This window comes from Streptomyces sp. NPDC042259 (genome assembly GCF_055582085.1).
Window position 1 is genome coordinate 193,010 of record NZ_JBVJDW010000010.1, and the last position, 22,976, is coordinate 215,985.

A 22,976-nucleotide genomic window follows, 5' to 3' on the forward strand; every position below is an offset into this window, starting at 1 on the left:
AGGTGTCCCTCCCTCGGGTGTCCCTCCCGCGCCGACGCCGGGCGGGGTCAGGCGTCCAGTGAGCCGGACACGGAATCGGCGGCCAGTGCCTCGTCGGCGATCAGCACCGGGATGCCGTCGACGATCCGGTAGCGGCGCCCGCACCCGGACCCCTGGCAGGTCAGTCCGGCCTGGTCGGCGTCGAGCCGGAGCGGCTGGACACAGACGGGGCAGGCGAGGAGGGACAGCAGGCGGCTTTCGACGGTCATGGTGTCTCCCATTTCTGGTCGCTGGACATGTGCTTCCCGAACATGTGCTGCTCGGTGGATGTGGGGGTGGAGGTGAGGTAGGGGAAGGAGGGAATGGGGGCGCGGGCGTTCAGTGGCCCATCGCGAGCCCTCCGTCCACCGGGACCGTGGCGCCGGTGACATAGCTCGCGGCCTCGGACGCGAGGAAGGCGATCACGGCGGCGATCTCCTCCGCGCGTCCGGCCCGGCCCAGCGGGGTGGCGGACACGATGGCGTCCCTGCGGCGCGGCGCCACATCCGAGGTGAGGGCGGTGTCGACGAAGCCGGGCAGGACGATGTTGCAGGTCACGCCGTGCGGGCCCAGCTCGCGTGCGGCGCTCCGCGCCAGACCGCTCAGCCCGGCCTTGGCCGCGGCGTAGGAGACCTGCCCCGCCGGGCCGAGCACCGCGGCGACGGAGGAGACGAGGACCAGCCTCCCCCAGGCGTGCTCGGCCATCGTCGGCGCGGCGCGGCGCACGATCCGCCAGGTCCCGGTGAGATTGGCGTCGACCACCCGCCGGAACGACGCCTCGTCCGTGCGCTGGAGCAGCCCGTCCTGGCGGACGCCCACACTCGCCACGACGATCTGCACGGGCCCCTGCCGGGCCTCGGTACGGGCGAACGCGGCGTCCACCTGGGAGGCGTCGGTCACGTCACAGCGCACCGCGCGGAACCCGGCGGGCCCGGGCGCGTCCTCGGCCACGCCCCGGGCGGCCACGGTCACCCGATGGCCCTGCGCCGCCAGGGTGTGCGCCGCGGCCAGCCCGATGCCCCGGCTGCCGCCGAACACCAGGGCGGAGCGGCTGTGGGGCCCGTTCCGGGGGGTCACGGCAGCGGCACCGCCTTCTCCAGCGGGCTCATGAAGTTCAGCGCCACGGGTCGGAGTTCGGGGTGAAGGGCGGCGGCGCGGGCGAGCACCTGGCCGGGGCCGGTGTCCAGCACCACGGTGATGCCCGCGGCGACGACCGTGCGCAGGGCATCGTTCCACCGCACCGGCACGGAGAGCTGCCGCAGCAGATCCGTGCGCAGCGCCCCGGTGTCCCGGGTGGCGAGACCGGTGCTGTTGAGGAGGACGGGCACGGCGGGGGGAGCCGGCGAGACGGCGGCCAGATGGGGCCGCAGCGCCCGCTGGACGGGATCCATCAACGGCGAGTGCGAGGCGACGCCCGCCGTCAACTCCCTTACCCGGGAACCCGGTTCCCGCTCGGCCCGCGCGCCGACCCAGCGCACGGCGGCCGCGTCGCCGGAGACCACCGTCTGCTCCGGGCCGTTGAAGCAGGCCGCCACCGCCACGCCGTGCTCCGGTGGACAGGCGGCGCACCAGTCGACGACCCGCTCGGGTGGCACACCGCCCACGGAGGCCATCAGGGCGGGCCGCAGCCGGGTCTGTTCGCCCATCAGCCGGGCACGCACGGCGACCAGGCGCAGCGCGTCGTCGAAGTCCAGGGACCCCGCCTCGACGAGCGCGGCGAAGTGCCCCAGGCTGTGCCCGCCGACGAGCGCCGGAGGCACCCACCCCGGGCCCAGGTGCTGGCGCAGTGCGGCGGCGGCCGCGAGCCCGGTGGCCACGATCGCCGGATGGGAGACCTCGGGGGCGGCGAGTTCGGCGGGGGTGCCTTCCCGGCACAGCCGTGCCAGACCGAGCCCCGTGGCCTTGTCGGCCCGCTCCAGCACGTCCACCGCCGCGTCGAAGGAGCGGCACAACCGCCGTGCCATGGACGGCAGTTGCGCGCCTGCCCCGGGGAAGAGCAGCGCGTACCGGCCGGACGCGACGGCCTCGTGCACGGTCGTCGTCATGCGTTCTCCTCCTGCTCCTCCTGGCCGGGGGCCGCCGCGGCCTCCTGCCACAGGCGGGCCAGGTGCACCTTGCCCGTGCGGGTGCGCGGCAGGGCGTCACGCAGATGGAACCGGGTGGGCACCTTGTACGAGGAGAGGGTGCGCGCCAGGTGCCGGCGCACCGCCGCCTCGGTGACGCCGGGGTCGACGGCCACGAAGGCCGCGAAGCGGTCGCCGTGCCCCGCGCCGCCCTCGGGCGGCGCCGCCACCCGGCAGTCGCGGACCCCGGGCGCGGCCAGCAGCGCCCGTTCCACCTCGTCCGGGTCGACCTTGCGCCCGGCCACCGAGATGCGCCGCGTGGTGCGCCCTTCGACGCGGACCAGGCCGGGTGCGGGCAGCCGCCCGGTGTCCCCGGTGCGGAACCAGCCGTCCACATGACCGGCCTCGGCGAGGTGGGGCAGCCCCCAGTACGCGACGGGCCCCGCGGCGGGCTGGCGCAGGTACAGCTCCCCGGTGGTGTCGGGGCCCGGTGCGGTGACCCAGGAACCGTCGGGGGCGCGCAGCCTGGCCTCGATGCCGGGCACCAGCCGCAGCGGGCCGCCGGGGGTGTCCGCGGCGTACCCGATCTGGCCGAACTCGGTGGCACCGTACTGGTCGCGCAGCGGAACGCCGACGGCGGCGGCCCACGCGTCGGTCAGTTCGGCGGAGAGCGGCTCGCCCGCGCTGACGCAGACACGGAGGGCCGAAGAGGCCGGTGGCTCGCCGCAGTCGAGCAGGGCCCGGTAGAGGAACGGCACGCTCTGCACGACGGTGGCGCGGCTGTCGCGGACGGCGCGGGCGAGCGTCGCGGGGGCGGCCGGGTGCGGCGCGAACATCAGCGTGGCGCCGGTGATCAGGGCCGGCAGCACGGCCACCCCGAAGGCGTAGGCGTGGTGCAGCGGGGTGGTGCACAGGATCCGGTCGTCCTCGCGGTACCCGGCGAGGGCGGCGAAGTGTTCCGCGTTGGCGAGGGTCGCCCCCCAGTGCTTGCGCACCACCTTGGGCAGCCCGCCGGTGCCCGAGGTGACCAGGCCGAGGTACGGCGCCTGCCCGGCCGCCCCGGGCACGGTGCCCGGGGCGGGCCCAGGCCCGGCGGCGTGGTCGGCGGCCGAAGGGGAGTGCCAGCCGGACACCCCGGCGAGGGCGGCCACCTGCTCGCGTTCGTGGGCGGTGGCCCGCTCGTCGTACAGCACGACTTCCGCGCCCTCGGCGACCGAGGCCAGCAGGGCGACGACCGTGTCGGGGTCGTTGCGGGCCAGCATGCCGGCCCGGGCCCCGGGAGCGTGCCCGGCACGGCGCAGCCGGGGCCTGGCGCGGCCGACCAGGGCGGCCAGCTCGGCCCAGGTGACGGTGGCACCCCGGGCCTCCAGGGCCACGCGGTCCGGTGCTGTGACGGTGCGGGCCGCGAGCAGGTCCGCGAGGGTGGCGCTCATGCGGAGCCCCCCGGGCGGAGCACGAGGCGCGAGCCGCCGCCGTGGAGTTCGACGGGGTCGGCGGGGCGCCGCGCGTGCCAGTCGGCCAGTGCGGCGAACGCCTCGCTGGTGTCGGCGCGTTCCGCGTGCGGTGCCTCCCCCGCCTCGCGCAGGGCGGGGTGGGTGCCGCCCGGGCGCCAGTCGGTGACGCTGCCCCAGCCGTCGGCGCCGTCGAGGAGCACGGCGGCGGTGCGCAGCGGCAGCGGCCCGGTGGAATCGGGCCCCGGGGGCGGTGCCCAGTGCGCGGTGGCCACCAGGACCCGGCGCAGCCGTCCGGAAGAGACCATCGTGGCGGCGTACCCCAGCGCGTCGACGCCGCCGGAAGGTCCCGTCAGGGTGACGGCGGTCCCGTCGAGCCCCAGCTCGATGCAGAGGAGGCCGGTGAGCGAGTGGGGCGAGTAGTGCAGGAAGCACTCGGGCGCCAGCCAGCGGGGGCCGGGACCGTCGAGGACCTCGGCGATGTACGCGGCGGTGGCGGCGGTGGCCCGGTGCGACGCGGTGACGCAGCCCAGCGTCCGCGCGTCGTCGGCGCCGATGCCCGCGGTGGCCAGGGCCCGGCGGGCGGTCGCGAGGAGTTCGGGGCCCAGTACGTCGCGCACGGCGAGCGGCATCCGGGGCAGTTCCGCGGTGTCCCGTGGGACGCGGGGCACCGCGTGCTCGCTGTGGTGGACGGCCGTCGCGGTGATCCGGGCCGTGCGCGGGGTGTCAGTCGCCACGGCTGAACACCACCGCCACGTTGGAGCCGCCCAGGCCGCACGAGATGGTCAGCGCCGTCCGCGGTGGCCGGCCGGGCTGTTCGTCGCCCAGGTTGAGGTGGTCCCAGCGCGGGTCGCGGTCGGCGAGACCGAGCGTGGGCAGCACCTCCCCGCGCATCAGGGTCAGTACGGTCACGATCGCCTCCACGGTGCCCGCGGCGCCCTGGCAGTGGCCGAGCGCCGCCTTGCTGCTGACGACGGGGATACGGGGCAGGTGGTCGCCCACCACCTCGGCCAGGGCCCGCAGTTCGGCCACGTCGCCATGGCGGGTACCGGCGGCGTGCGCGTTCACGTAGTCCAGCTCCGCCGGCTCGGCCCCGGCGTCCGCCAGCGCCCGGCGCACCGCCTTGGCGACGCCCTCGGAATCGGGGCGGGCCGCCTGGCTGGCCTCGTTGCTGCTGCCCCAGCCGCGCAGCCGGGCCAGGGGGGCGTCCGCGCCGTGTTCCAGCACCACGGCGGCGGCGCACTCCGAGATGCGGATGCCGGAGCGGCGGGTGGTGAACGGACGGCAACCGCCGGGGCTGAGCGTGCGCAGCGACGCCAGCCCCTGGAACGCCGTCTCGGTCACGGTGTCCACCCCGCACACCACGACACGGTCGGCGACGCCGTCGCGCAGCAGGTCCGCGCCGACCCCGAGTGCGGTGGCCCCCGCGGCGCTGGCGTTGCCCACCTGGACGACCGGCCCTTCCCAGCCGGGCGGGGCGTACGGCGCCCATCCGCTGCCCGCGTCCGGTGCGTGCCCGTCGCGCCAGGCGCGCCACGCGGCGGCGGACGGGCAGCCCCCGCTGTCGGTGCTGCCCAGCACCAGCGCGGTGCGCACCCGCCGCCCCGGACCGCCGGTGCGTGCCGCGGCGTCGGCGAGGGCTTCACCGGTCGCCCGGTGCACCAGGTACGGGAGGCGGGCCGGATCGCCGGGCGGCGGCGCGCCGGGCTCCGTCGCCTCCTCGGGGACGAACCCGGCGACGCGCGCGCCGGTGCGGGAGACGTCGAAGTGCTCGACGGTGCGGAAGCCGACGGCACCGCTCTCGCACGCCCGCCACAGGGCGTCGACGCCCGCGCCCCCGGGGGACAGGACACCCAGGCCCGTCACGGCGACGGCGGGTCGGCCGCTCACCGGGCCTCCCCGGGAAGCCTGCCGTGCGCGGACAGATGACGCACGAGAGCGCCGACGGAGTCCGCGATGTCCCACAGTTCGCCGTCGGCGATCCGCTCGACGTCGCACTCCCGCTCCAGGCCGGCGAGGACGGTCACGATGTCCAGGGAGTCGATGCCCAGTTCGTAAAACGCCTCGTCGCGGCCGATGCTCTCGGACAGCGCCGTGCCGACCCGCTCGGCGAGCCGTGCCCGTACCAGCGACTCCAGGGCGTCGTCCGGCGCCGCCGGGGCGCCGCCGGCCGGGACGCCCGGGGTGATCGGGACGCCCGGAGTGATCGGGTTCTCGTCGGTGTGCCGCATCCGTCTCCCTCATCGTGTGCTGTGCGTACGCTTGCCGCCGGCTGCCCGTCGCCGGGGTCGTCAGCCGTCCGGCGGGCCGGTGCGCGGACGGCGGCGCGGGTGCGTGCGCACGCCGGTGCCGTGCCGGGTCGTGACGGCCGCCGCGTAGCCGGGCGCGTGGGCCGGGACGGCCCGTACCGACCAGCCCGCCGGTTCCTCGGGGGCGGCGACGTTCACCCGCCCCTCGGCGTCGACCGTCGTACGGACGCGCGCCAGCGCGTGGCCGAGGCCGGTGCCGGTGGCCTTGGCGTACGACTCCGCGCCCGTCCAGATCCGCAGGAGGGCCGCCCGTCTGGCCGGGGCGGGCAGCCGGGCGAGCCGCTCGCGGTGGCCGGGGCCGAGCAGCCGGGGCGCCAACGCCTCGATGTCCTCGGCCCGTTCGGCGGTCTCCACGTCGACACCGAGCGCCCCGGCCCGGTGGCCCACGGCGACGGCGACGAGGATCCCGGAGTGGGCGACGGAGAGCGTCCACTCCGCGGCGCCGTCCACGGCATCGGCGAGCCGCACCGGCCCGTGTCCCGCCGCCCCGCACCCCGGGCAGCGCGCGACGAGCGGTACCCGCGCGGGAGGCAGCGCCAGCCGCCGCGCCAGCACCGTGCGCAGCAGACCGCGGGCCACGGTGAACCGGGCGGCGGCCGGGGCGGGCAGCCGGGCGGCCCGGCCGCGCTCGGCGAAGTCCAGCAGGGCGCCGCAGTGCCGGGCCGCCGCGGACGTCACCAGGGCCTGGTGCACCTCCGCTTCGCGCCCCGCCCCCTCGGCGACCGCCTCCCCGCCCGCCGTGCCCCGGGGCCCCGTCACCGTCACGGCAGCGCACTCTCGTCGAGCCGGTCCAGGATCTCCTGGACGGTCTCATCGGCCTTCTGGCCCGAGGTGTCCAGCCACAGGCCGAGCCGCGCGGTGTCGCGCCTGAAGACCCGGTCCAGCTCCCGCGCCCCCCAGCCGTCCCCGTCGTACGCCTGGTGGGAACGGCCAGCGTCCCGGTTCAGCACCGCCTCGACGTCCGGGGCGAGCGCGACGACATGGCACGGCCCGCTGTCCCCGAGCAGGGCGACGAACCGTTCCAGGTGCTCGCCCAGCAGATTGTCCTCGGCGACCACGGTGAAGCCCTCGGCCGCGTACGAGCGGGTGAGCTGCGCCAGGTGGCGCAGCCGCAGCCCGTACTGGCGCAGGGCCTGAGGTGAGGGGTCGGGCGTCATCTCGGCGCGGCCGGTGACCACCATGCGCCGCAGTACGTCGCCCTCGATCAGCACGGCGGGGTCGAAGCGGCGCGCCAGCAGGGCCCCCACCGTCGACTTGCCGCTGCCGGGGATTCCGGTGACGACGAGGATCCGGGGCGGGGCCGGCGCCCGGGCGGTCACGAAGCGGTGCCCGCGGTGGCGGCCGGTTCCCGGGCGGCCGGGTCCGAGCCGTGGTGGACCCGCCACTCCAGCGGGGGTTCGCGCAGTGCCATGAACTCCACCAGCAGGCGGTTGCCCAGCGGTTCGACCTTCTGGAAGACGCGCTTGACCGCCTTGGTGCCGGTCGGCCCGAGCGCGTCCGGCAGGTACTGCTTGATCTGCTCGAAGAGTAGCCACTGACGGCCCTTGCGGTTCTTGGTGACCCGCTCCACGTAGCCGGGTTTGATGCCGTACTTGGTGGCGAAGTGCTTCAGCGTCTCGGCCGTCCAGGCGTCGCTCCAGCGGAGCATGAAGTACGGCAGGTCGGTGAGCGCGAAGGGCGGCGGCATCCGGTAGGTGATGACCGATGAGGGCTCGAACCACACCGTGCCGCCCGCGTCCAGCACGCGCTGGCTGAAGTCCAGGTGCTCCCGGGTGGTGAGCAGGCCCTCGTCCATGCCCCCGACGCGGTCGAATACCGAGCGGCGCACCAGGGCACAGTGGAACTCGATGATGTCGCACCGCTGGCGGCGCATCTCCTCGGCCGGCACCTCGGCGAGGGGCTTCATGAAGTGGCGCTGGATCTGGGTGAACTCACGGGTGCCCCAGGTGCCGGAGAATTCCATGTCACCGCCCGCCATGTGGACGGTCTGCTCCTCCAGCGGGCCGTGCAGGTAGAGCGGGCCGACCATGTCGGCCTTCTCCTCGTCGGCACAGGCGAGCAGCGGCTCCAGCCAGCCGGGGGTGTACTCCACGTCGTTGTCGAGGAAGACGACGTACTCGCCCTCGGCGTAGCGCAGTCCGATGTTGCGGGCGCAGTTGGGCGAGACGTACTTGTTGACGCGTACGGCGGTGAAGCCGTGGACGTCGCTCAGCCGCCGCAGCCGCTCCCAGCGGTCGTGGGGGGAGTTGACGTCGACGTACACGACCCGGCAGGGGACCTCGGTGTGGGCGTAGAAGCTCTTGAGGGACTCCTCGGCGTACGAGAAGCGCTCGCGGCTGGTGATGATCGCGGTGACGCGGGGTGAGCTGTCCATGTCCTCTCCCGTTCGGGTGCGGGGCTGCGGGTGCGGGGCCGCGGTGATGTGCCGTGCGGCGCCGGGCGGAGTCAGGCGGGCCGTGCGGTGACCAGGGCGTAGTGGCCGTAGACGGGGACGGTGGCGCGGTCGGTGAAACCCGCCGCCGTGAGCAGGGCGGTGAGTTCGGGCAGGGTGCGCAGGCGGCCGCCGGTCATCACCGCGAGGGCCAGCGAGTAGCCCGTGACGGTGGGGGAGAGGCGGGCCGCGTCGTCGGGCAGCACCTGGTGGATCAGGAGCAGGCCGTCGGCGGCGAGGCTGGTGCGGGCGCGTTCGAGCAGGGCACGGCAGTGCTCGTCGTCCCAGTCGCTGAGGACGTCCGCGAGCAGCACCCGGTCCTGGTCGTCCGGCCAGGGGTCGGTGAACATGTCGCCGGTGCGCAGAGCGACCCGGTCGGCGAGGTCCGCCTCTTCCAGCAGCGCCTTCGCCTCCCTCTCGACCACGGGCAGGTCCATGACGGTGGCCTTGAGCTGCGGGTTGCGGCGGGCCAGAGCCATGGCGAAGGTGCCGACGCCGCCCGCGACCTCCAGCAGCGAGGCGCAGCCGGCCAGGTCGAGCCGGGCGGCGAGGACGGCGGCCGGCGCGGCGGAGTGGGCGTGCATGGCCCGGGCGAACTGCACGCCGTGGCGGGGGGATTCCTCGTGGGTCTCCCAGATGCCCTTGCCGCGGTAGCCGTGCGGGGCACCCGTGGTGACCAGGTGCCGTACGGCGGCGCAGCGCTCGTCCCAGCCGAGCCCGAGCATCGGCCCCCAGTAGCGGGCGCTGCCCGGCAGCAGGAAGGCGTGCGCGGACGGCGTGAGGTGGTAGCGGCCGCCGTGCACCGCGAGATGACCGAGGGCGGCGAGGAACTCCAGCAGTACCGCGGTGCCGTGCGGATCGAGGCCCCGCGCCCGCGCCAGCTCCTCGGCGCTCGCCGGAGTTCCGCCCAGTGCGGGGAAGAGCCCGAGCCGGTCGGCGGCGACGACCGCGGGCAGCCGGTACTGGGACATGAAGGTGTCCATCAGCAGCCGGTCGTCGGGGGCCACCGCGTCGGCGCCGGTCCCCGGGGGCAGGGTCACCTGGCCCCCGCCGCGGCCTCGGATATACGGCTGGCGAGTACGTCGATGAGTTCGCCCACCGCCTCGTAACGCAAGGGGTCGATGTCGTCGTTCTCGAAGATCAGATCGTGCTTCTGCTCGAAATGGGTAAACACATAGGCGAGGGTGATGGAATCGAGTCCGAGCCGTTCCATCGGGTCTTTCTCGGTGAGGTCGTACGTGATGTCCTCAGGTGTTTCACACTGCTCCACGAGGACTTTTCGCACCTCGTCGAAGATGGCGGTTCGATCCGCTGACGCACTGCTGTTTCCGCTGTTCAGGGCCATGATGACTCCTCTGATCGCAGCATGGATCGCATGAAATCCAGGCATACGTTAAGTCGATCACCGATGCTTGTCAAACCTTTGCGAAATGCTATGACGGCGTGCTTTTCCGGCCCTGCGGGTCTCCTTTTTCCGCAGGGTTTCCACGGTATTCTCGACGGTTCAGCCGAAGAGCAGATCGGGCAGTGGCCGGCCCTCTCCGAAGCACCACTGGGCCTCGCCGCGCAACCGCCGCACGAGCCGCCGGCCGTCGCCCGTCACCCGGGGGCGCCCGGCTCCGGCGTACCGGCACATCGCCGACAGCAGTTCCTCGCAGGCGTCCGCCAGCACGGCGATCTCCTCATGGGTCATCGCGTAGACGCCCTCCGAACGGAACCGGTGCAGCCCGAGCAGCAGCAGGCCGGTCTTCTGCGCCCGGGCGGCCGCCGCCAGCGCCGCCCGGGACACCTCCGCCACCCGCGGGTCGTCCGACCCGGCCAGGGCGTGGCCCAGCAGGAAGAGCTGCGGCTGCACGTCCCCCAGCACCCAGACGTCCATGCCCTTGGCCAGCAGCAGCGGAAGCCGCGCACCCGACCACACCTCGCCGTGGAAGGCCCGCAGCTCGGCGATGTCCTCGGCGAGCGGCACCAGGGACGGCCGCACCAACGCCGTGGCCGCGTCCTCGCGGCGCCGGCCGCCCGGCGGGTCGATCCGCTCCAGGACCGCGTAGCGGGTGCAGGAACGGCGAAGCCCGTCATCGACCGGCAAGACCCTGCGATGGCCCGACTCGGCCGGGGCGTCGGTGTCCAGCAGGTGCAGGCCGTCGGCGTCCAGCCGGTGGGCCAGCACCATGTGGTGGTGGTAGTGCTCCTTGCCCTCGTGGTCGTCGCCGGGCCAGTGGTGACCGTCGGGCATCAGCACCACGGGAGTGCCCGACGAGACGAGTTCGGCGACCCGCGGCCACTGGAAGTGGCCTTCGCCGATGTCCGCCAGGTACCAACGGGCGGTGCAGGCGGGGAACTCGCTCATCGGCCCGTACCACTCGCCGCGCCGCACCAGATCCAGCGGCCCGGCCAGGCCGCGTGCCACATCGGCCGCGCCGTACCCCTGGTGCAGCAGCACCGCCTCGACCGAGCGCAGGAAGCAGCCCAGACCGTCCAGGCCGATGTTCTGCCAGCCCAGCGCGGTGCCGGGGTCGAAGGCGTAGGGCCGGCTGTCCTCGTCGGTCGCGTGGCTCACGTCGTCCTCCTGGTGTTGCGCAGCGCGGTGGCCATGATCGTCAGGGTCGGGTTGTGCGCCCCCGAGGTGGGGAAGAGGCTGCCGTCGGCGACGAAGACGTTGTCCAGGGAGTGCATCCGGCCCACCCCGTCCGTGACGCCCGCCCCGGGGTCCTCGCTCATCCGCATCCCGCCGAGGGTGTGGAAGTTGCCCGGCACGGTGCCCGGTTCGGCGGGGAACGCCCGTGAGCGGGTCTCCGGAACCGCCGCCACCTCGTCCGCGCCGGCCGCGCGCAGCAGCGCGGCCAGCCGGGGCAGGTAGAAGCGCTGCGCCGTGGTCTCGTGGCGGTGCGGTGCCCAGGTGATCCGGGGTACCGGCACCCCCAGCCAGTCCCGGGTGCCGGGCTCCAGATCGATCCGGTTGTCCCGCTGGGAGACGTCCTCGCCGTGCATCTGCACCCCCAACAGGCGTTCGCGCAGCGGGCTTTCGCGCATCAGCCGCCGGAAGGCCGGGCCGTAGGGCACGCCCGCGAGCTTCGGCAGCAGCCGCCGGTAGATCCGGCCCTCCTCCACGGGCCCCGGCTGCCCGCCGCCCAGCTCCACCACGCCGCCGCGCAGATACTGCAGCCCCGCCTCCCGGGCCGCCCGGCGGGCCCCGGGGTGGTCGGGGTCGGCGAAGTCGTCCAGGGCGTGCGTGATGTTGCGCCCGCGCGGACTGCGCACCCGCTCGCCCAGGAACAGCCCGTAGGCCACCGAGTACCAGTGGAACATCAGGTGGCGCCCCAGCAGGCCCGAGGGGTCCGGCAGCCCGGACAGCAGGGCCAGCCGGCAGCTCTCCACCGCCGAACCCGCGAGGACCACCCGGTCGGCGGGCAGCTCGACGCGGTGCCCGCGGGCGTCCGCGTACACCACACCGCTCGCCCGCCGCCCCGCGTGCCGGACCGCGACGGCCGTGGCCAGCGGCAGCACCTCGGCCCCCGCGAGCACCGCCCGGCGCAGGGCGGGCAGCGCGCTGCCGCGCGACTGGTTCGGGCAGCCGTAGCCGCAGCACGCCCCGCAGTCCGTGCACGCCGGACGGGAGCCGTAGGGGCGGGAGTTGGCGGCCATGGGCATCGGGTACGGGCGCAGCCCGAGTTCCCGCGCGGCCCGCGCGATCCGCACCGACGACTCCTGGTCGGGCCCCGGCGGCATGGGGAAGTCCCCGTCGCGCGGCGCGTGCCGCAGCGTCGGCACGGCGGGCAGCGCGGCCCAGTCGCCCTGCACGCCCAGCAGCGCCTCCGTCTCGGTGTAGTACGGGGCCAGTTCGGCGTAGTCGAACGGCCAGTCCACGACGGAGCAGTCCGGCAGCGGCCCCAGCAGCGTGCGCTTGGAGAAGTCCAGGTCCCACAGCCGGGGCGTCTTGGCGTCCCAGTGCACGGAGCCTCCGCCGACCGCCGCGGGCAGGGCGTTGACGAAGCCGGTGTGCGGCGGCCCGGGGAAGCCGCGGTCGTGGAACACCCGGGGCTCGGCCAGCGGATCGGGGTACTCGAAGCCGCGCACCGGGCCCTTGATCTCGTCCGTGGAGAACACATGGCGCGGCGCCGGGTCCCGCAGGTCGTCGAAGTGGTTGGGGCCGCGCTCCAGCACGGTGACGTCCCAGCCGGCCTCGGCCAGCACCATCGCGGCCACCGAGCCGCCGGGCCCGCTGCCCACGACCACCGCGCGCTCAGCCACCGAAGCCCCCCGACGCGACCGCACGGGCCGCTTCCAGGAAGTGCTGCGCCAGTACGGCGACCGGATCGGGGCCTTCGCCGTCGTACGGCCGGACGGGGTCCGGGGGCCGGACGGATCGCGGGCCGCCGTCCGGGGGGCCGGGGAGCCCCAGGGCCGTGCGGCCCACCGCGGTCGGCCGGCCCCGGTAGACCGGGTCACCGTAGATCCCCTCGATCGTGTGGTCGAAGAGCAGGTCCCGGAAGGCGGTGGCCTCGGCGTCGCACAGCGCCCGGTGGCGGACCTCCCGCGGGGCGGCGGTGAAGTCCCCGTCCGCGAGCCGGTCGAGGGCCGGGACGCCTGCCCGGTAGGTCTGCTGGAGGCTTTCGACGCGGCGGCGCCAGCCCACCCCCTGGGCGGGCGAGAGCGGCAGGAAGGACCCGTCGGCCCGCCCCGACGGGTAGATCAAAGGCGGTTCCGTGGCGAACGCGCCGAGCAGACGGTCGACGTACCGCACGACATCGGCCTCCCGGGCTCCGGGGGCCGTCTCGCCCGGGGCGTCGGCGGGGCCGGGGACAAGCATCGCCGTCGCCTCACGGACCACGTCCGCCTCGTGCGGAGTGAGAAAAAGCCACCCCAACTCTTCTCCTGGCGAAGGGAATTGATCATAATTGAGGTGTTCGTTCATATTTGTCCTTCGGTCAAGGAGACCCGCATGAGTCAGTCCGGAGCCGGCACCGCAGGAAGCACTCACGACGCCAACACACACGACGTGAACACCCAGGACGTCAACACGCAGGACGCCGGCGCCCAGGGCGCGTTCGCCCTCACCCGTCGGCTGCTGGCCACGAAGGCCCCCCGCTTCACCGCGGAGCACGGAGTGGAGGTGCACAGCCTCGTCTCCTCCGACCACGTGCCCCTCTACCTGTTCGCCGCCAAGTCGCTGGCCCGCCACTGGCCCGAGGTGACACCGGTGGTGCACGACGACGGCACGCTCACCGCCCGCGACACCGACCGGCTGCGCCGCCAGGTGCCCGAGGTCCGGATCATCGGCCGTGCCGAGGCGGACCGGCGCGTGGCCGAGAAGCTCGCGGACCACCCCACGCTCGCCGCCGTCCGCCGCAACAACGTCCGCATCCTCCAGCTCGTCGACTACTTCCTGCTGAGCGAGGCGCCGCTGGTGGTCAGCATGGACAGCGACGTGGTGTTCCTGTCGCGCCCGCACGCGCTCGTCGAATGGGCGGCCGCGGAGCCGGGGACGCGTCCCGCCTTCCTGTACTCGCCGGAGTTCGGCTGGGAGCCCCAGGGCGTGCACTGGATAGCGGACCACCTGCCCGGCACTCCCTACGTGCCGTACATGTGCTGCGGATTCGCCGCCGTCGACACGGACGCCTTCTTCGACGCGGACTTCCTGGAACGCACCCTGAAGGCACTGCCCCGGGAGATCAGCTTCGCTCCGCGCTACGTCACGCAGATGTCGTACTCGCTGCTCGGCGGCCGCCTGGGCGACGGGGGCGCCCGCGATCTGGGCGAGCCCTACCGGTCCGGTCGCCTGGAGTGGCTGCCCGCCATCGAAGACCGGGTGATCTGCCACTACTTCGCCTCCCACGAACGTTCCACCACCTTCGACAACCTGACGGAGGAGGGCCCGCTGCTCGCCCGCGCCATCGGCGGGTCCCCGGCGGCCTGACCGGGGATCCGACGACGGGGCCGCGGCCGGCGTACCGGCCGGGGCCCCGCCGGGGTGCGAGGAAGTCAGACCGGCACCGTGCGGCCGCCCGCGTCCGCCGACGCGTAGGCCGCCTCCACGATCCGCGCGGTGTCCTCGATCTCCCGGGCCGGGCCGTCCCACAGCCCGGGAGCGGCCAGCACCCGCCGGAAGTCCTCGTACATCGGCGCGAACCACTCCAGATGCGTCTGGTCCTTGCTCGGCGAGACCAGGGAGCGCCGCCAACGGCCCGCGGCCGTGCGGCCGGTGACCTCCCCGTCGTCGATGCTGAGCACACCGGCCGAACCGGAGACGGCGTAGTGGTTGGAACGCTCGCCGCTGGTCCAGCTCAGTTCGATGTCGCACTGCCCGTCACCGAAGTCCAGGCGCAGCCGGGCCGCTTCGTCCACCGCGGCCGGATCCCCTCCGGCCCGCTCCACCGTGCAGGACAGCTTCACGGGCGCCCGGCCGAAGAGCCGCAGCGCCATGTAGACGCAGTGCGTGCCGTGGTCCAGCAGGATGCCGCCGCCCGCCAGCTCGACCGAGCGGCGCCAGTCGGGTGCGAAGCCCGGCACCCCCCGGGCGTGCCGGTCGCGCAGGACGCGGAAGGTCGCCGACTCCAGCCGCCCGACGCCGCCCCCGGCGCCGCCGTCCTCCGCCCCCGGGGAGCGGCCACCGTCCACCGCCTCCCGCAACGTCCGCATCAGGGGCGACGTCCCGTAGTTGTGCGAAGGGAAGAGCAGCCGCCCCCGCTCGCGGGCGAGCGCGATCAGCTCCCGGGCGTCCGCGCCGCGCACCGCCACCGGCTTCTCGCAGATGACGTGCCGGCCCGCGACGAGCGCGGCTCTGGTCAGGGGATCGTGGAGCACGGGCGGTGTGCACACGTCCACCACGTCCACGGGGGTGTCCGTGCTCGCGGCCAGTTCCTCGTAGGAGGCGAAGACCCGTCCCCGTGGCAGCAGCCGTGCCGCCTGCTCGCGCCGCTCGGGCGACGGGTCGACGACCGCCGTCACCTCCACGCCGGGCACCGCCGCGTAACCGCTCAGCCGGGCGCCGCCCGCCGTGCCGAACCCGACGACGGCCACGGAGACCGTCTCCTCGCGGCCGATCGCCGCCCGCGCCCCGTATGTCTCGCTCATGCGGGCCCTCCCGACTCCGCGGCCGGCGGGCAAGGGCCCCCGGCCTCGACCAGTTCCCGGTGGACGGCGGGCGACGCGGCGACCAGGTGGCCGTGGCGCGGCGTGAAGACCCCGCCGCCCCATCCGGTGACCGTGCCGCCCGCCTCGCTGACCAGCAGCGCACCGGGCACGGTGTCCCACACCCCGATGCCGAACTCCAGATAGCCGTCGTACGCGCCCGACGCGACCCGGCACAGTCCGGTGGACGCGCTGCCCGGCTCCCGGATCTCGAAGCCCCCGCGCAGCAACCGGTCGGCCACCGAACGCTGTCGCTCGCGCACCACGCCCTCGGTGCCGAAGCCGGTGCCCGTGAGCGGGCGGCCCGGCGGCCGGTCCCCGATGCGCAGCGGCACCTCGTCACGGAAGGCGCCCGCCCCCGCGACGGCCCGGAACACCGTGCCGGACTCGGGCACCAGGATCAGTGACAGCTCGGTGCGGCCCGCCACGACGAGGGCCAGCGCGACCGCGTAGTCGGGCAGCCCGCGCAGATAGTTGGTGGTGCCGTCGAGGGGATCGACGATCCAGGTCGGCCGCCCGTCGTCGGGCCAGTCCTGCCCGGTCTCCTCCGACACCACCGCGAAGCCGGGGGTCTCGGCGCGCAGCACGGCCAGCGCGCTGCGCTCCGCTGCCAGGTCGGCGTCGCTGACCAGCGCGTCGCCCTCCTTGGTGCGCACCGAGTGCGGGGCACCCCGCCGGCGCAGCAACTCGTCCCCGGCTGCCGTCGCGGCTTCATGGGCCGTCGCGGTGAGCCGGGCGGAGTCGAGCACCGTCGTGTGCGGCCAGGGATTGGTCATCCCTCACCCCTGGTGCGGATCAGGGTCTCGCGGATGATGCCGACGGCGGTGTCGGCCTGCTCGCGGCCGATCGTCAGCGGCGGGTACAGCCGCAGGGTGTTGCCGCCGAGCATCACCAGTACGCCCGCCTCCATCAGTTCGAGGTAGACGCGCTGCACGACGCTCTTCGGCGCGGGCCTGCGGCTCTCCTTGTCCGCCACCAGCTCGATGCCGAGCGCGAGCCCCGCCCCGCGCACGTCGCCGACCAGCGGGGCCAGCTCCACCAGGTCACTGAGCCGGTCCAGCATCTCCCGGCCGCGTTCGGCCGCGTTCTCGACGAGCTTGTCCTCGCCGATGATGCCGGTGGTGGTGGCCACCGCGCGGCACGCCATGGGGAAGGCACCGAAGCTGGAGGAACTGGCGCTGGGGTCGGAGAAGGGCGCCGCGGCCATGGTCTGCCCCGCGGCGACGACCCCGGTGACCGGATAGCCGCCGCCCATGCCCTTGCCCACGGTCAGCACATCGGGGCGCACGTCCTCGTGCTGGTGGGCGAAGGGGGCGCCGGTGCGGCCGAAGCCGGTCATCATCTCGTCGGCGATCAGCAGCGCGTCGAACTCCCGGGCCACCTCGCCCAGCGCGGTCAGATAGCCGGGCGGCGGGACGACGTTGCCGGATCTGCCCTGCACCGGCTCGACGACGATCGCGGCGAGCGCCCCGGTGGAGTTCTCCTTGATCACGTCACGGGCGTGCTCGACGCACGCGAAGCCGCAGCCGGGCGCGGTGAGCTTGAAGGGGCAGTGGTAGCAGTTGGCGTACGGAGCGGAGAAGTAGCCGGGCGGCAGCGGCCCCAGGCCCGAGCGGGCACCGGCGGTCAGTGCCAGGCTGCCCATGGTCTTGCCGTGGAATCCGCCCCAGAAGGAGAGGAACTCGTGCTTGCCGGTGACCGACTTGGCCAGCCGGAGCGCCGCCTCCACCGCCTCCGTGCCCCCGCTGTACAGCTGGATGGTGTCCAGTTCCTCGGGGAGGAAGTCGCGCAGCACCCGCACCATGTCGAGCCGGGCGGGGGTGGCGAAGGCGCCCGCCGTGGCCCGGGTCAGCTCGTCGGCGAGGGCCGCCACGAAGCGTGGTTCCGCGTGGCCGAGGGAGTTGACGCCGCCCGCGCCCTGGAAGTCGATGACGCGGTTGCCGTCGACGTCGACGAGTTCGGCGCCGTCCACCGCCGCCACGCACAGCCGCGACAGCAGCATCACCGCTTGCAGCCCGGGGCCGATCACCTCCTGCTCCTCGGCCCAGTGCGCCTCGGTACGGGTGCGCGGACGCAGCATCCCCCAGCCGTGGCCGTTCGCCCCCGGGGCGCCGCCGTCGGCGGGCGGCGGGAGCCGTATGTCGGACTCGGTCATATCGCCCCGCGCTCCTTCTGCCCTGCCCGCCCCGCACCGAGCCACCCGTCCGCGGCCAGCGCGTCGAGGCCGCTCCGCACGGCGCGGACCGCCGTGTCGATGTCCTCGTCGGTGGTGGCCGCCGAGATGAACCAGTGGTGGTTGGGGTGCAGGAAGACACCCTCGGCGATCGTCGCCGTGTAGAAGACCCGTTTGGCCCGCTGGTCGCGGTCCTCGTCACCGAAGCCGAAGTCGAGGAAGGGCATCGGCGGGTGCCCCACCACCTCGATGGGCGCCCCGAACTCGGCCATGAGCCCGGCGAGCCCGTTCTGCAGCCGCTCGCCCAGCTGCCAGATCCGCTTCAGATGGTCGCCCGACCGCAACTTGCGCACGGTGGCCAGCGCGGCGGCCATGGCATCGGCGTTGGCGTAGTACGTGGACGAGATGTGCACCTTGTCCAGGGTGCGCAGCACATCGGCCCGCCCGGTCAGCGCGGAGATCGCATATCCGTTGGCGAACGCCTTGCTGAGCGTCACCAGGTCGGCGGTGACCCCGTAATACTCCTGGGCGCCGCCGAGCGCGAGCCGGAACGCGGAGCGGATCTCGTCGAACACCAGCAGCGTGCCGTGCTCCCGGGTCAACTCCCGTACGCCCTCCAGGAACCCGGGCGCGGGCCGCTCCACCATGAACGGCATCATCACCAGACAGGCGATCTGGCCGGGGTGGCGCTCGAACACCGCGCGCAGCGAGTCGAGGTCGTTGTAGGTGAAGGTGTCCACCAAGGCACGGCTGACGGCCGGGATGCCGTTCTCCCACTGGGCGCACCAGTCGTGCCAGCCGTTGTAGCCCCAGCGCACCACCCGGTCGCGCCCGGTGAAGGCGCGCGAGAGCCGCACCGCCGCGGCGGTCGCGTCGGAGCCGGTCTTGAGCAGCATGCCCATCTCGGCGCCCGGCACGATCTCCAGCAGTTCCGCGACGAGTTCGGTCTGGACGGGCTTCATCAGCCCCGTGGCGAAGCCCTGCCGGATCTCGCGGATCACGGCCTCGTCCACGTCGGGATCGGCGTGGCCGAGGATGACCGTGCCGTAGGAGAGGAAGAAGTCGAGGTACTTGTTGCCGTCGACGTCCCAGAAATGGGCACCGCGGGCCCGGTCGGCGAAGACCGGGTAGTGGCCCTCGACCATCTGGTCGGAGGCGATCACGTTCTTGCGCTTGGCTGCCAGAGCGTCGATCCGCTCGGCCTTGCTGTCGAGTGCGAAGGAGCGCTGCAGACCCAAGGGTCTTCCTTTCGTCGGGACAACGGTGGGGGGTGAACGGCCCGGACGGGTCCGCGAAGGCGGCGCCGCGGAAGGGAGCGGGCCGCCGGCCCGGCAGGGATCAGCCCTGTGCGGCGCGCACCCGGTCGAGGAGGCCGGCGGCCCGGTGCCGTACGGCGGCCGGATCGCCACCGTGCAGGGCGTCGCCGACGAGAGGGCGGCCGAGCGCCGCCGCGTGGGCGCCCGCCGCGAAGTAGTCGAGCAGGTCGTCAGCGGTGATGCCACCGGTCGGCACGATCGGGATGTCGCCGAACGCCATGGTCAGCGACGCCAGATACGCGGGCCCGCCCAGCCGCGCGGGGAAGAGCTTCACCAGGGCGGCGCCCAGCCGCCAGGCCTCCATCACCTCGGTGGTGGTGAACGCGCCGCACACCACGGGCACACCGAGCTTCCCGGCCTCGTCCAGCACGTCCGGCAGCACCCCGGGGGTGAGCAGGTAGTGCGCGCCCGCGTCCACCGCGCGCCGCGCGGTCTCCCGGTCGCGTACGGTCCCGGCCCCCACCAGGGCGGCGCCGGTGGCGACGCTGCGCCGCACGGCGTCGAGCGCGCCCGGCGAGGTGAGGGTGATCTCCACGGCCCGGATGCCCGCCTTGCCCAGCTCCTCCGTCACGGCCGGCACGGCGGGGGAGTCGGGCTCGGTGAGCATGGCGATCAGCGGGTCGGCCGCGACCGCGGCGGCCAGCTCGGTACGGTGCTCCTCGGCCATGGTCACGCTCGCTTCTCGAGGACGATGATCTGCCGCCTGGTCCGCCGTACGACCGGCTGGTCCGGATCCGGCAGCGCGCGCAACTCCCCGATGAGGGGCGCCACTTTCTCCTCGAAGACCGCGTCGTCCACGGCCCACAGATGGAAGAACATGCGCTGTTCCAGACCGGAGGCGATCTGCTCGGGGCTGTGCTCGTGCACCGCCGCCTCCAGCTCGCCGACCTCGACGGCGGTGAAGCCCACCGACTCGGCCAGTGGCACGATGCGCTCGGCGCGGTCGTCGGCCTCGGCGGTGCGGGTCTGGATGTTCTCCATGATCCTGCTGACCGGATGGTCGTCGAAGAGGATCATCCCGGGGATCACCACGTACCGTCCGCCGGGCCTCAGCACGCGGTGCACTTCGGACAGGCCCTTGCGCAGGTCGCCGACGACATGGGTGACCCACACGCTGTAGACCTGGGAGAAGGTCCCGCCCTGGAACGGCAGGTCCGTCAGGGACGCGGCCGCGGCGACGTTCCCGACGCGGTGCACCGCCTTGGTCAGCATCGAGTGCGACAGGTCGATGCCCACCACGGAATGCCCCGTCTCGGTGAGCGCCAGTGCCACCACACCGGTACCCATGCCCGCGTCGAGGATCAGCTCGTCCTTCGCGATGCGCTCGGCGAGGGCCGGTGCGATCCTGCGGCCGCGCGCCTCACCTCCGCGAGTCTGGTCGTAGAAATCGGCTGCCGGGGAAAAGTTCACAGACGTCTGCACTGCCACCCACTCATTCATGTCATTCGTGGTGAAGAAGGCTGGACAAGGCCCGAAAGGAACAGGGCTTCCGTGCCGCAGAATTACCGCTCATGGGCACGGGGAATTCCGAAATCCCGAAACGCCGGGACGTCCGTGCCGTCGACGGCCCGGGGTCGTCGGCCCCGGGCGTGAATGCCCGGGCCACCCACGGGCGGACACGGCGTGAAGCGCTCGGTGCTAGATCATCCTTCCCCAAGAAAGTGTAAAGCGAAAACCTTCCGCATCGCGATTGACGGCCGTTCTTGCGATGTTGGCGTGAAAGCGACGTGCGTCCCCGTGCGCCCGTGCGGCGGGGCACTCCCCTCGCGACCTGCGGTGTACGGGCCACCGCCGACGATGCCCGCGCCGGTGGCGGTGGCCGACTCTCGACGGATTCACAGGATCGGCCCACCCTCCTCGCGGCGTACGGCGATGACGGCGGCACGCGGCTGGGCGCCGCCGCCGTCCGGCCAGTGCGACGCGGGGCGCTGCGGGGACGCGTCGGGCAGCTCGCCCGGGTGCTGCACCGAGACGAGCACGAAGTCCGGGCCGATCACGGGACCGCAGCACTCCGCGCCGGTGGGCACGGTGAGGAACCGCCGCACCCGGCCGCGCTCCGGCCCGCTGAGCGGCACCATGTACAAGCCGTCGTTCCGCCCGCCCTGGCCGCCGGTGTCCGTGGCGATCCACAGGTTGCCGTGTGCGTCGAAGGCCAGGTTGTCGGGGGACGAGATCGCACTGACGCGGCTCTTGTCGAAACCCCCGTAGTACGACCCGGGGGACGCGGGGTCCCCGCAGACCAGGAGCAGCCGCCAGCCGAACCGCTCGGCCGTCGGGTCCGCACCGCGCTCGCACAGCTCCAGGACGTGCCCGTCCCGGTTCCGGACGCGCGGATTGGCCTCGTCGGGCCCCGGCCGGCCGGCCAGCCCCCGGTGGTCGTTGTTGGTCATGGCGGCGTACACCCGCCCCGTCACCGGGTGCGGCTGGACGTCCTCGGGCCGGTCCATGGGGGTCGCTCCGGCCCGGTCGGCGGCGATCCGGGTGAAGACGTACACCTCCTCCGCGCTCATGCCGGGCACGAAGCTGCGGCCGCCCTGCGCGAGCGGGAGCCAACTGCCGGACCCGTCGAACGCGCCGTCTTCCGGCAGCCGGCCGGACCCGTCGATCTCCTCCGGCGGACTGTCACCGGTGAACCGCGCGGCATACAGCGTCCCGGAGTCCAGCAGCCGCTTGTTGTGCGCACGAGCCGCCGTGTCGTGGCCTTCGCGCACGCGCCCGTCCGAGACGAACTTGTAGAGGTACTCGAAGCGTTCGTCGTCGCCCATGTAGGCCACGACGCGCCCGTCGGGGGCGACCGAGATGTTGGCGCCCTCGTGCTTGAAGCGGCCCAGCGCCGTGTGCTTCACCGGAACCGAGTCCGGCTCCAGGGGATCGATCTCCACGATCCAGCCGAAGCGGTGCGCCTCGTGGGGCTCCTGGCCGAGGTCGAACCGGGCGTCGTGGTTCTCCCAGCGGCGCAGCGAGGGCCCCTCGGGGAACCCGTACCGCCGGAGCCCCTCGCGGACCAGCGGATCGGTCACCCGGTCGGCGTGCGCGAAGGGCATGTGCACGTTCTCCTCGCCGGACAGCACGGTGCCCCAGGGCGTCGTCCCGCCCGAGCAGTTGGCCATGGTGCCCAGCACGCGCGTGCCGCCGGGGTCGCCGGACGTGCGCAGCAGCGGCGACCCCGCCGCGGGGCCGCGCACCTCGAAGGGAGTGGTCAAGGTGATGCGCCGGTTCCACCGCCCGTCCACCCGGGCGAGGAGCCTTCCGTCGTCGGGGGAGCGCTCCACCAGCACGACCGACATCCCGTAGGCCGCCCAGGCGGTACGCACCTGGGCCTCGGTGGGAGCGGCGGGGTCCCAGTCGGGGAACATCAGCGGCTCGGTGGCGTACTCGTGGTTGCTGACCAGGAGCCACCGCCCGTCCCCGCGCAGCGGGACGAGGGCGCAGTAGTCGTTGTTCACCCCGAACTGCCGTGCCTGCGCGGCCTCGCTCTGGCGGTCGAAGTCGAAGGGCGGCGCACCCGGCAGCACCGGATCCCCCCAGCCGATCAGCACCTCGTGCGTGAAGCCCGCGGGGACGGTGACCCGGTCGCCACTGTCGGGCGGCACCGGCTCGAAGCCGCGCCCCGCCGCCTCCCGCGCGGGCGGGCCGCCGGCCGCCGCGGGCGTCGGTGCCAGTGGCATCCATGCGAGGACGCCGGCGCCGAGTACGTTTCTGCGAGATAAAACCGTTGGTAATAATTCGCCAAAGTAGCTATTCGCCGACCTGTTGGGAGCGTCGTGTGCGCAAGCGTTTCCGCATTTGAATCTGCAGGTGTCGGGCGCGTACGGAGAATGCTGACCGGTGGCGAGAAGGGGAAGTCGCCGGGATGGCACGCTCAAGATCCTTTTCTGGTGTCCGTCTGGGCCTCCTTGGCAGTATGCATGAGCCGTATGTAGCTGACAATCATGCGTATGAGTGCGCGAATGAAGGCGAAGTGGCGTCTGCTCGCACGTAAAGAGAAGGTAAGTGCGTGTGGCTGGAAATTGCTTGCTGTCGACGGAGCGGGCGGGGGTGACGGGGGATCGCCCCGGCGGTCATGGCGTCACCCGTCAACCGG

The 22,976-nt window shown here is 73.8% G+C and carries 23 protein-coding genes; 1 reads left to right on the plus strand and 22 read right to left on the minus strand.

What is annotated here, in order from left to right:
* Positions 1 to 47: 47 nt before the first annotated feature.
* From ACZ6MA_RS25225 to ACZ6MA_RS25295, 15 genes are all read right to left on the minus strand, one after another.
* Positions 48 to 248: a Trm112 family protein gene (locus ACZ6MA_RS25225; protein WP_466790920.1), complete on the minus strand. Its 201-nt coding sequence runs from the start codon at positions 246 to 248 to the stop codon at positions 48 to 50.
* Positions 249 to 357: 109 nt separating this feature from the next.
* Positions 358 to 1,095 (minus strand): SDR family oxidoreductase, encoded by a 738-nt coding sequence (locus ACZ6MA_RS25230; protein WP_469436212.1) that lies wholly within the window; start codon positions 1,093 to 1,095, stop codon positions 358 to 360.
* Positions 1,092 to 2,063 carry an ACP S-malonyltransferase gene (locus tag ACZ6MA_RS25235; protein ID WP_469436213.1) on the minus strand — a complete coding sequence of 324 codons (972 nt, stop codon included), beginning with the start codon at positions 2,061 to 2,063 and terminating at the stop codon, positions 1,092 to 1,094. Before ACZ6MA_RS25235 ends, ACZ6MA_RS25230 begins: the two co-directional genes overlap by 4 nt.
* Positions 2,060 to 3,514, minus strand: coding sequence for a class I adenylate-forming enzyme family protein (locus tag ACZ6MA_RS25240; protein WP_469436214.1), 1,455 nt, complete (start codon positions 3,512 to 3,514; stop codon positions 2,060 to 2,062). Before ACZ6MA_RS25240 ends, ACZ6MA_RS25235 begins: the two co-directional genes overlap by 4 nt.
* Entirely contained in the window at positions 3,511 to 4,269 is a 759-nt protein-coding gene (locus ACZ6MA_RS25245; RefSeq protein WP_469436215.1) for a hypothetical protein, read from the minus strand. Before ACZ6MA_RS25245 ends, ACZ6MA_RS25240 begins: the two co-directional genes overlap by 4 nt.
* Entirely contained in the window at positions 4,259 to 5,422 is a 1,164-nt protein-coding gene (locus ACZ6MA_RS25250; protein WP_469436216.1) for a beta-ketoacyl synthase N-terminal-like domain-containing protein, read from the minus strand. The genes ACZ6MA_RS25245 and ACZ6MA_RS25250 overlap by 11 nt, the downstream gene beginning before the upstream one ends.
* Positions 5,419 to 5,763, minus strand: coding sequence for an acyl carrier protein (locus ACZ6MA_RS25255; RefSeq protein ID WP_469436217.1), 345 nt, complete (start codon positions 5,761 to 5,763; stop codon positions 5,419 to 5,421). The genes ACZ6MA_RS25250 and ACZ6MA_RS25255 overlap by 4 nt, the downstream gene beginning before the upstream one ends.
* Positions 5,764 to 5,823: 60 nt before the next feature.
* Entirely contained in the window at positions 5,824 to 6,606 is a 783-nt protein-coding gene (locus tag ACZ6MA_RS25260; protein ID WP_469436218.1) for a 4'-phosphopantetheinyl transferase family protein, read from the minus strand.
* Positions 6,603 to 7,160 carry an AAA family ATPase gene (locus tag ACZ6MA_RS25265; protein WP_469436219.1) on the minus strand — a complete coding sequence of 186 codons (558 nt, stop codon included), beginning with the start codon at positions 7,158 to 7,160 and terminating at the stop codon, positions 6,603 to 6,605. The genes ACZ6MA_RS25260 and ACZ6MA_RS25265 overlap by 4 nt, the downstream gene beginning before the upstream one ends.
* Positions 7,157 to 8,215 (minus strand): glycosyltransferase family 2 protein, encoded by a 1,059-nt coding sequence (locus ACZ6MA_RS25270; RefSeq protein ID WP_469436220.1) that lies wholly within the window; start codon positions 8,213 to 8,215, stop codon positions 7,157 to 7,159. Before ACZ6MA_RS25270 ends, ACZ6MA_RS25265 begins: the two co-directional genes overlap by 4 nt.
* A gap of 71 nt (positions 8,216 to 8,286) precedes the next feature.
* Complete coding sequence (locus tag ACZ6MA_RS25275; RefSeq protein WP_469436221.1) at positions 8,287 to 9,312, minus strand: methyltransferase; 1,026 nt, start codon at positions 9,310 to 9,312, stop codon at positions 8,287 to 8,289.
* The gene (locus ACZ6MA_RS25280) at positions 9,309 to 9,617 is read right to left on the minus strand and encodes an acyl carrier protein (RefSeq protein WP_469436222.1); all 309 of its coding nucleotides are present in this window, start codon (positions 9,615 to 9,617) and stop codon (positions 9,309 to 9,311) included. Before ACZ6MA_RS25280 ends, ACZ6MA_RS25275 begins: the two co-directional genes overlap by 4 nt.
* Before the next feature lie 159 nt (positions 9,618 to 9,776).
* Complete coding sequence (locus ACZ6MA_RS25285; protein WP_469436223.1) at positions 9,777 to 10,832, minus strand: hypothetical protein; 1,056 nt, start codon at positions 10,830 to 10,832, stop codon at positions 9,777 to 9,779.
* Complete coding sequence (locus tag ACZ6MA_RS25290; protein ID WP_469436224.1) at positions 10,829 to 12,523, minus strand: GMC oxidoreductase; 1,695 nt, start codon at positions 12,521 to 12,523, stop codon at positions 10,829 to 10,831. The genes ACZ6MA_RS25285 and ACZ6MA_RS25290 overlap by 4 nt, the downstream gene beginning before the upstream one ends.
* Positions 12,516 to 13,139 (minus strand): gluconate 2-dehydrogenase subunit 3 family protein, encoded by a 624-nt coding sequence (locus ACZ6MA_RS25295; protein ID WP_469436225.1) that lies wholly within the window; start codon positions 13,137 to 13,139, stop codon positions 12,516 to 12,518. The genes ACZ6MA_RS25290 and ACZ6MA_RS25295 overlap by 8 nt, the downstream gene beginning before the upstream one ends.
* A gap of 75 nt (positions 13,140 to 13,214) precedes the next feature.
* On the opposite strand from ACZ6MA_RS25295, the gene ACZ6MA_RS25300 reads away from it, so the two are divergent.
* The gene (locus tag ACZ6MA_RS25300; RefSeq protein WP_469436226.1) at positions 13,215 to 14,189 is read left to right on the plus strand and encodes a hypothetical protein; all 975 of its coding nucleotides are present in this window, start codon (positions 13,215 to 13,217) and stop codon (positions 14,187 to 14,189) included.
* A gap of 65 nt (positions 14,190 to 14,254) precedes the next feature.
* Here the strand turns inward: ACZ6MA_RS25300 and ACZ6MA_RS25305 are convergent, their stop codons facing one another.
* The 7 genes from ACZ6MA_RS25305 to ACZ6MA_RS25335 form a co-directional block, all read right to left on the minus strand.
* On the minus strand, positions 14,255 to 15,346 hold the full coding sequence (locus tag ACZ6MA_RS25305) for a Gfo/Idh/MocA family protein (RefSeq protein WP_469436227.1): 1,092 nt from the start codon (positions 15,344 to 15,346) through the stop codon (positions 14,255 to 14,257).
* Positions 15,343 to 16,179 carry an inositol monophosphatase family protein gene (locus ACZ6MA_RS25310; protein WP_469436228.1) on the minus strand — a complete coding sequence of 279 codons (837 nt, stop codon included), beginning with the start codon at positions 16,177 to 16,179 and terminating at the stop codon, positions 15,343 to 15,345. Before ACZ6MA_RS25310 ends, ACZ6MA_RS25305 begins: the two co-directional genes overlap by 4 nt.
* Entirely contained in the window at positions 16,176 to 17,558 is a 1,383-nt protein-coding gene (locus tag ACZ6MA_RS25315) for an aspartate aminotransferase family protein (protein ID WP_469436229.1), read from the minus strand. The genes ACZ6MA_RS25310 and ACZ6MA_RS25315 overlap by 4 nt, the downstream gene beginning before the upstream one ends.
* Entirely contained in the window at positions 17,555 to 18,814 is a 1,260-nt protein-coding gene (locus ACZ6MA_RS25320; RefSeq protein ID WP_469436230.1) for an aspartate aminotransferase family protein, read from the minus strand. The genes ACZ6MA_RS25315 and ACZ6MA_RS25320 overlap by 4 nt, the downstream gene beginning before the upstream one ends.
* Before the next feature lie 100 nt (positions 18,815 to 18,914).
* Positions 18,915 to 19,559: a bifunctional 4-hydroxy-2-oxoglutarate aldolase/2-dehydro-3-deoxy-phosphogluconate aldolase gene (locus tag ACZ6MA_RS25325; RefSeq protein WP_469436335.1), complete on the minus strand. Its 645-nt coding sequence runs from the start codon at positions 19,557 to 19,559 to the stop codon at positions 18,915 to 18,917.
* Between the two features lie 2 nt (positions 19,560 to 19,561).
* Positions 19,562 to 20,314, minus strand: a complete 753-nt coding sequence (locus tag ACZ6MA_RS25330; RefSeq protein WP_469436231.1) for a class I SAM-dependent methyltransferase — start codon at positions 20,312 to 20,314, stop codon at positions 19,562 to 19,564.
* Between the two features lie 413 nt (positions 20,315 to 20,727).
* Positions 20,728 to 22,560 (minus strand): PhoX family protein, encoded by a 1,833-nt coding sequence (locus tag ACZ6MA_RS25335; RefSeq protein ID WP_469436232.1) that lies wholly within the window; start codon positions 22,558 to 22,560, stop codon positions 20,728 to 20,730.
* Between the last annotated feature and the right edge of the window lie 416 nt (positions 22,561 to 22,976).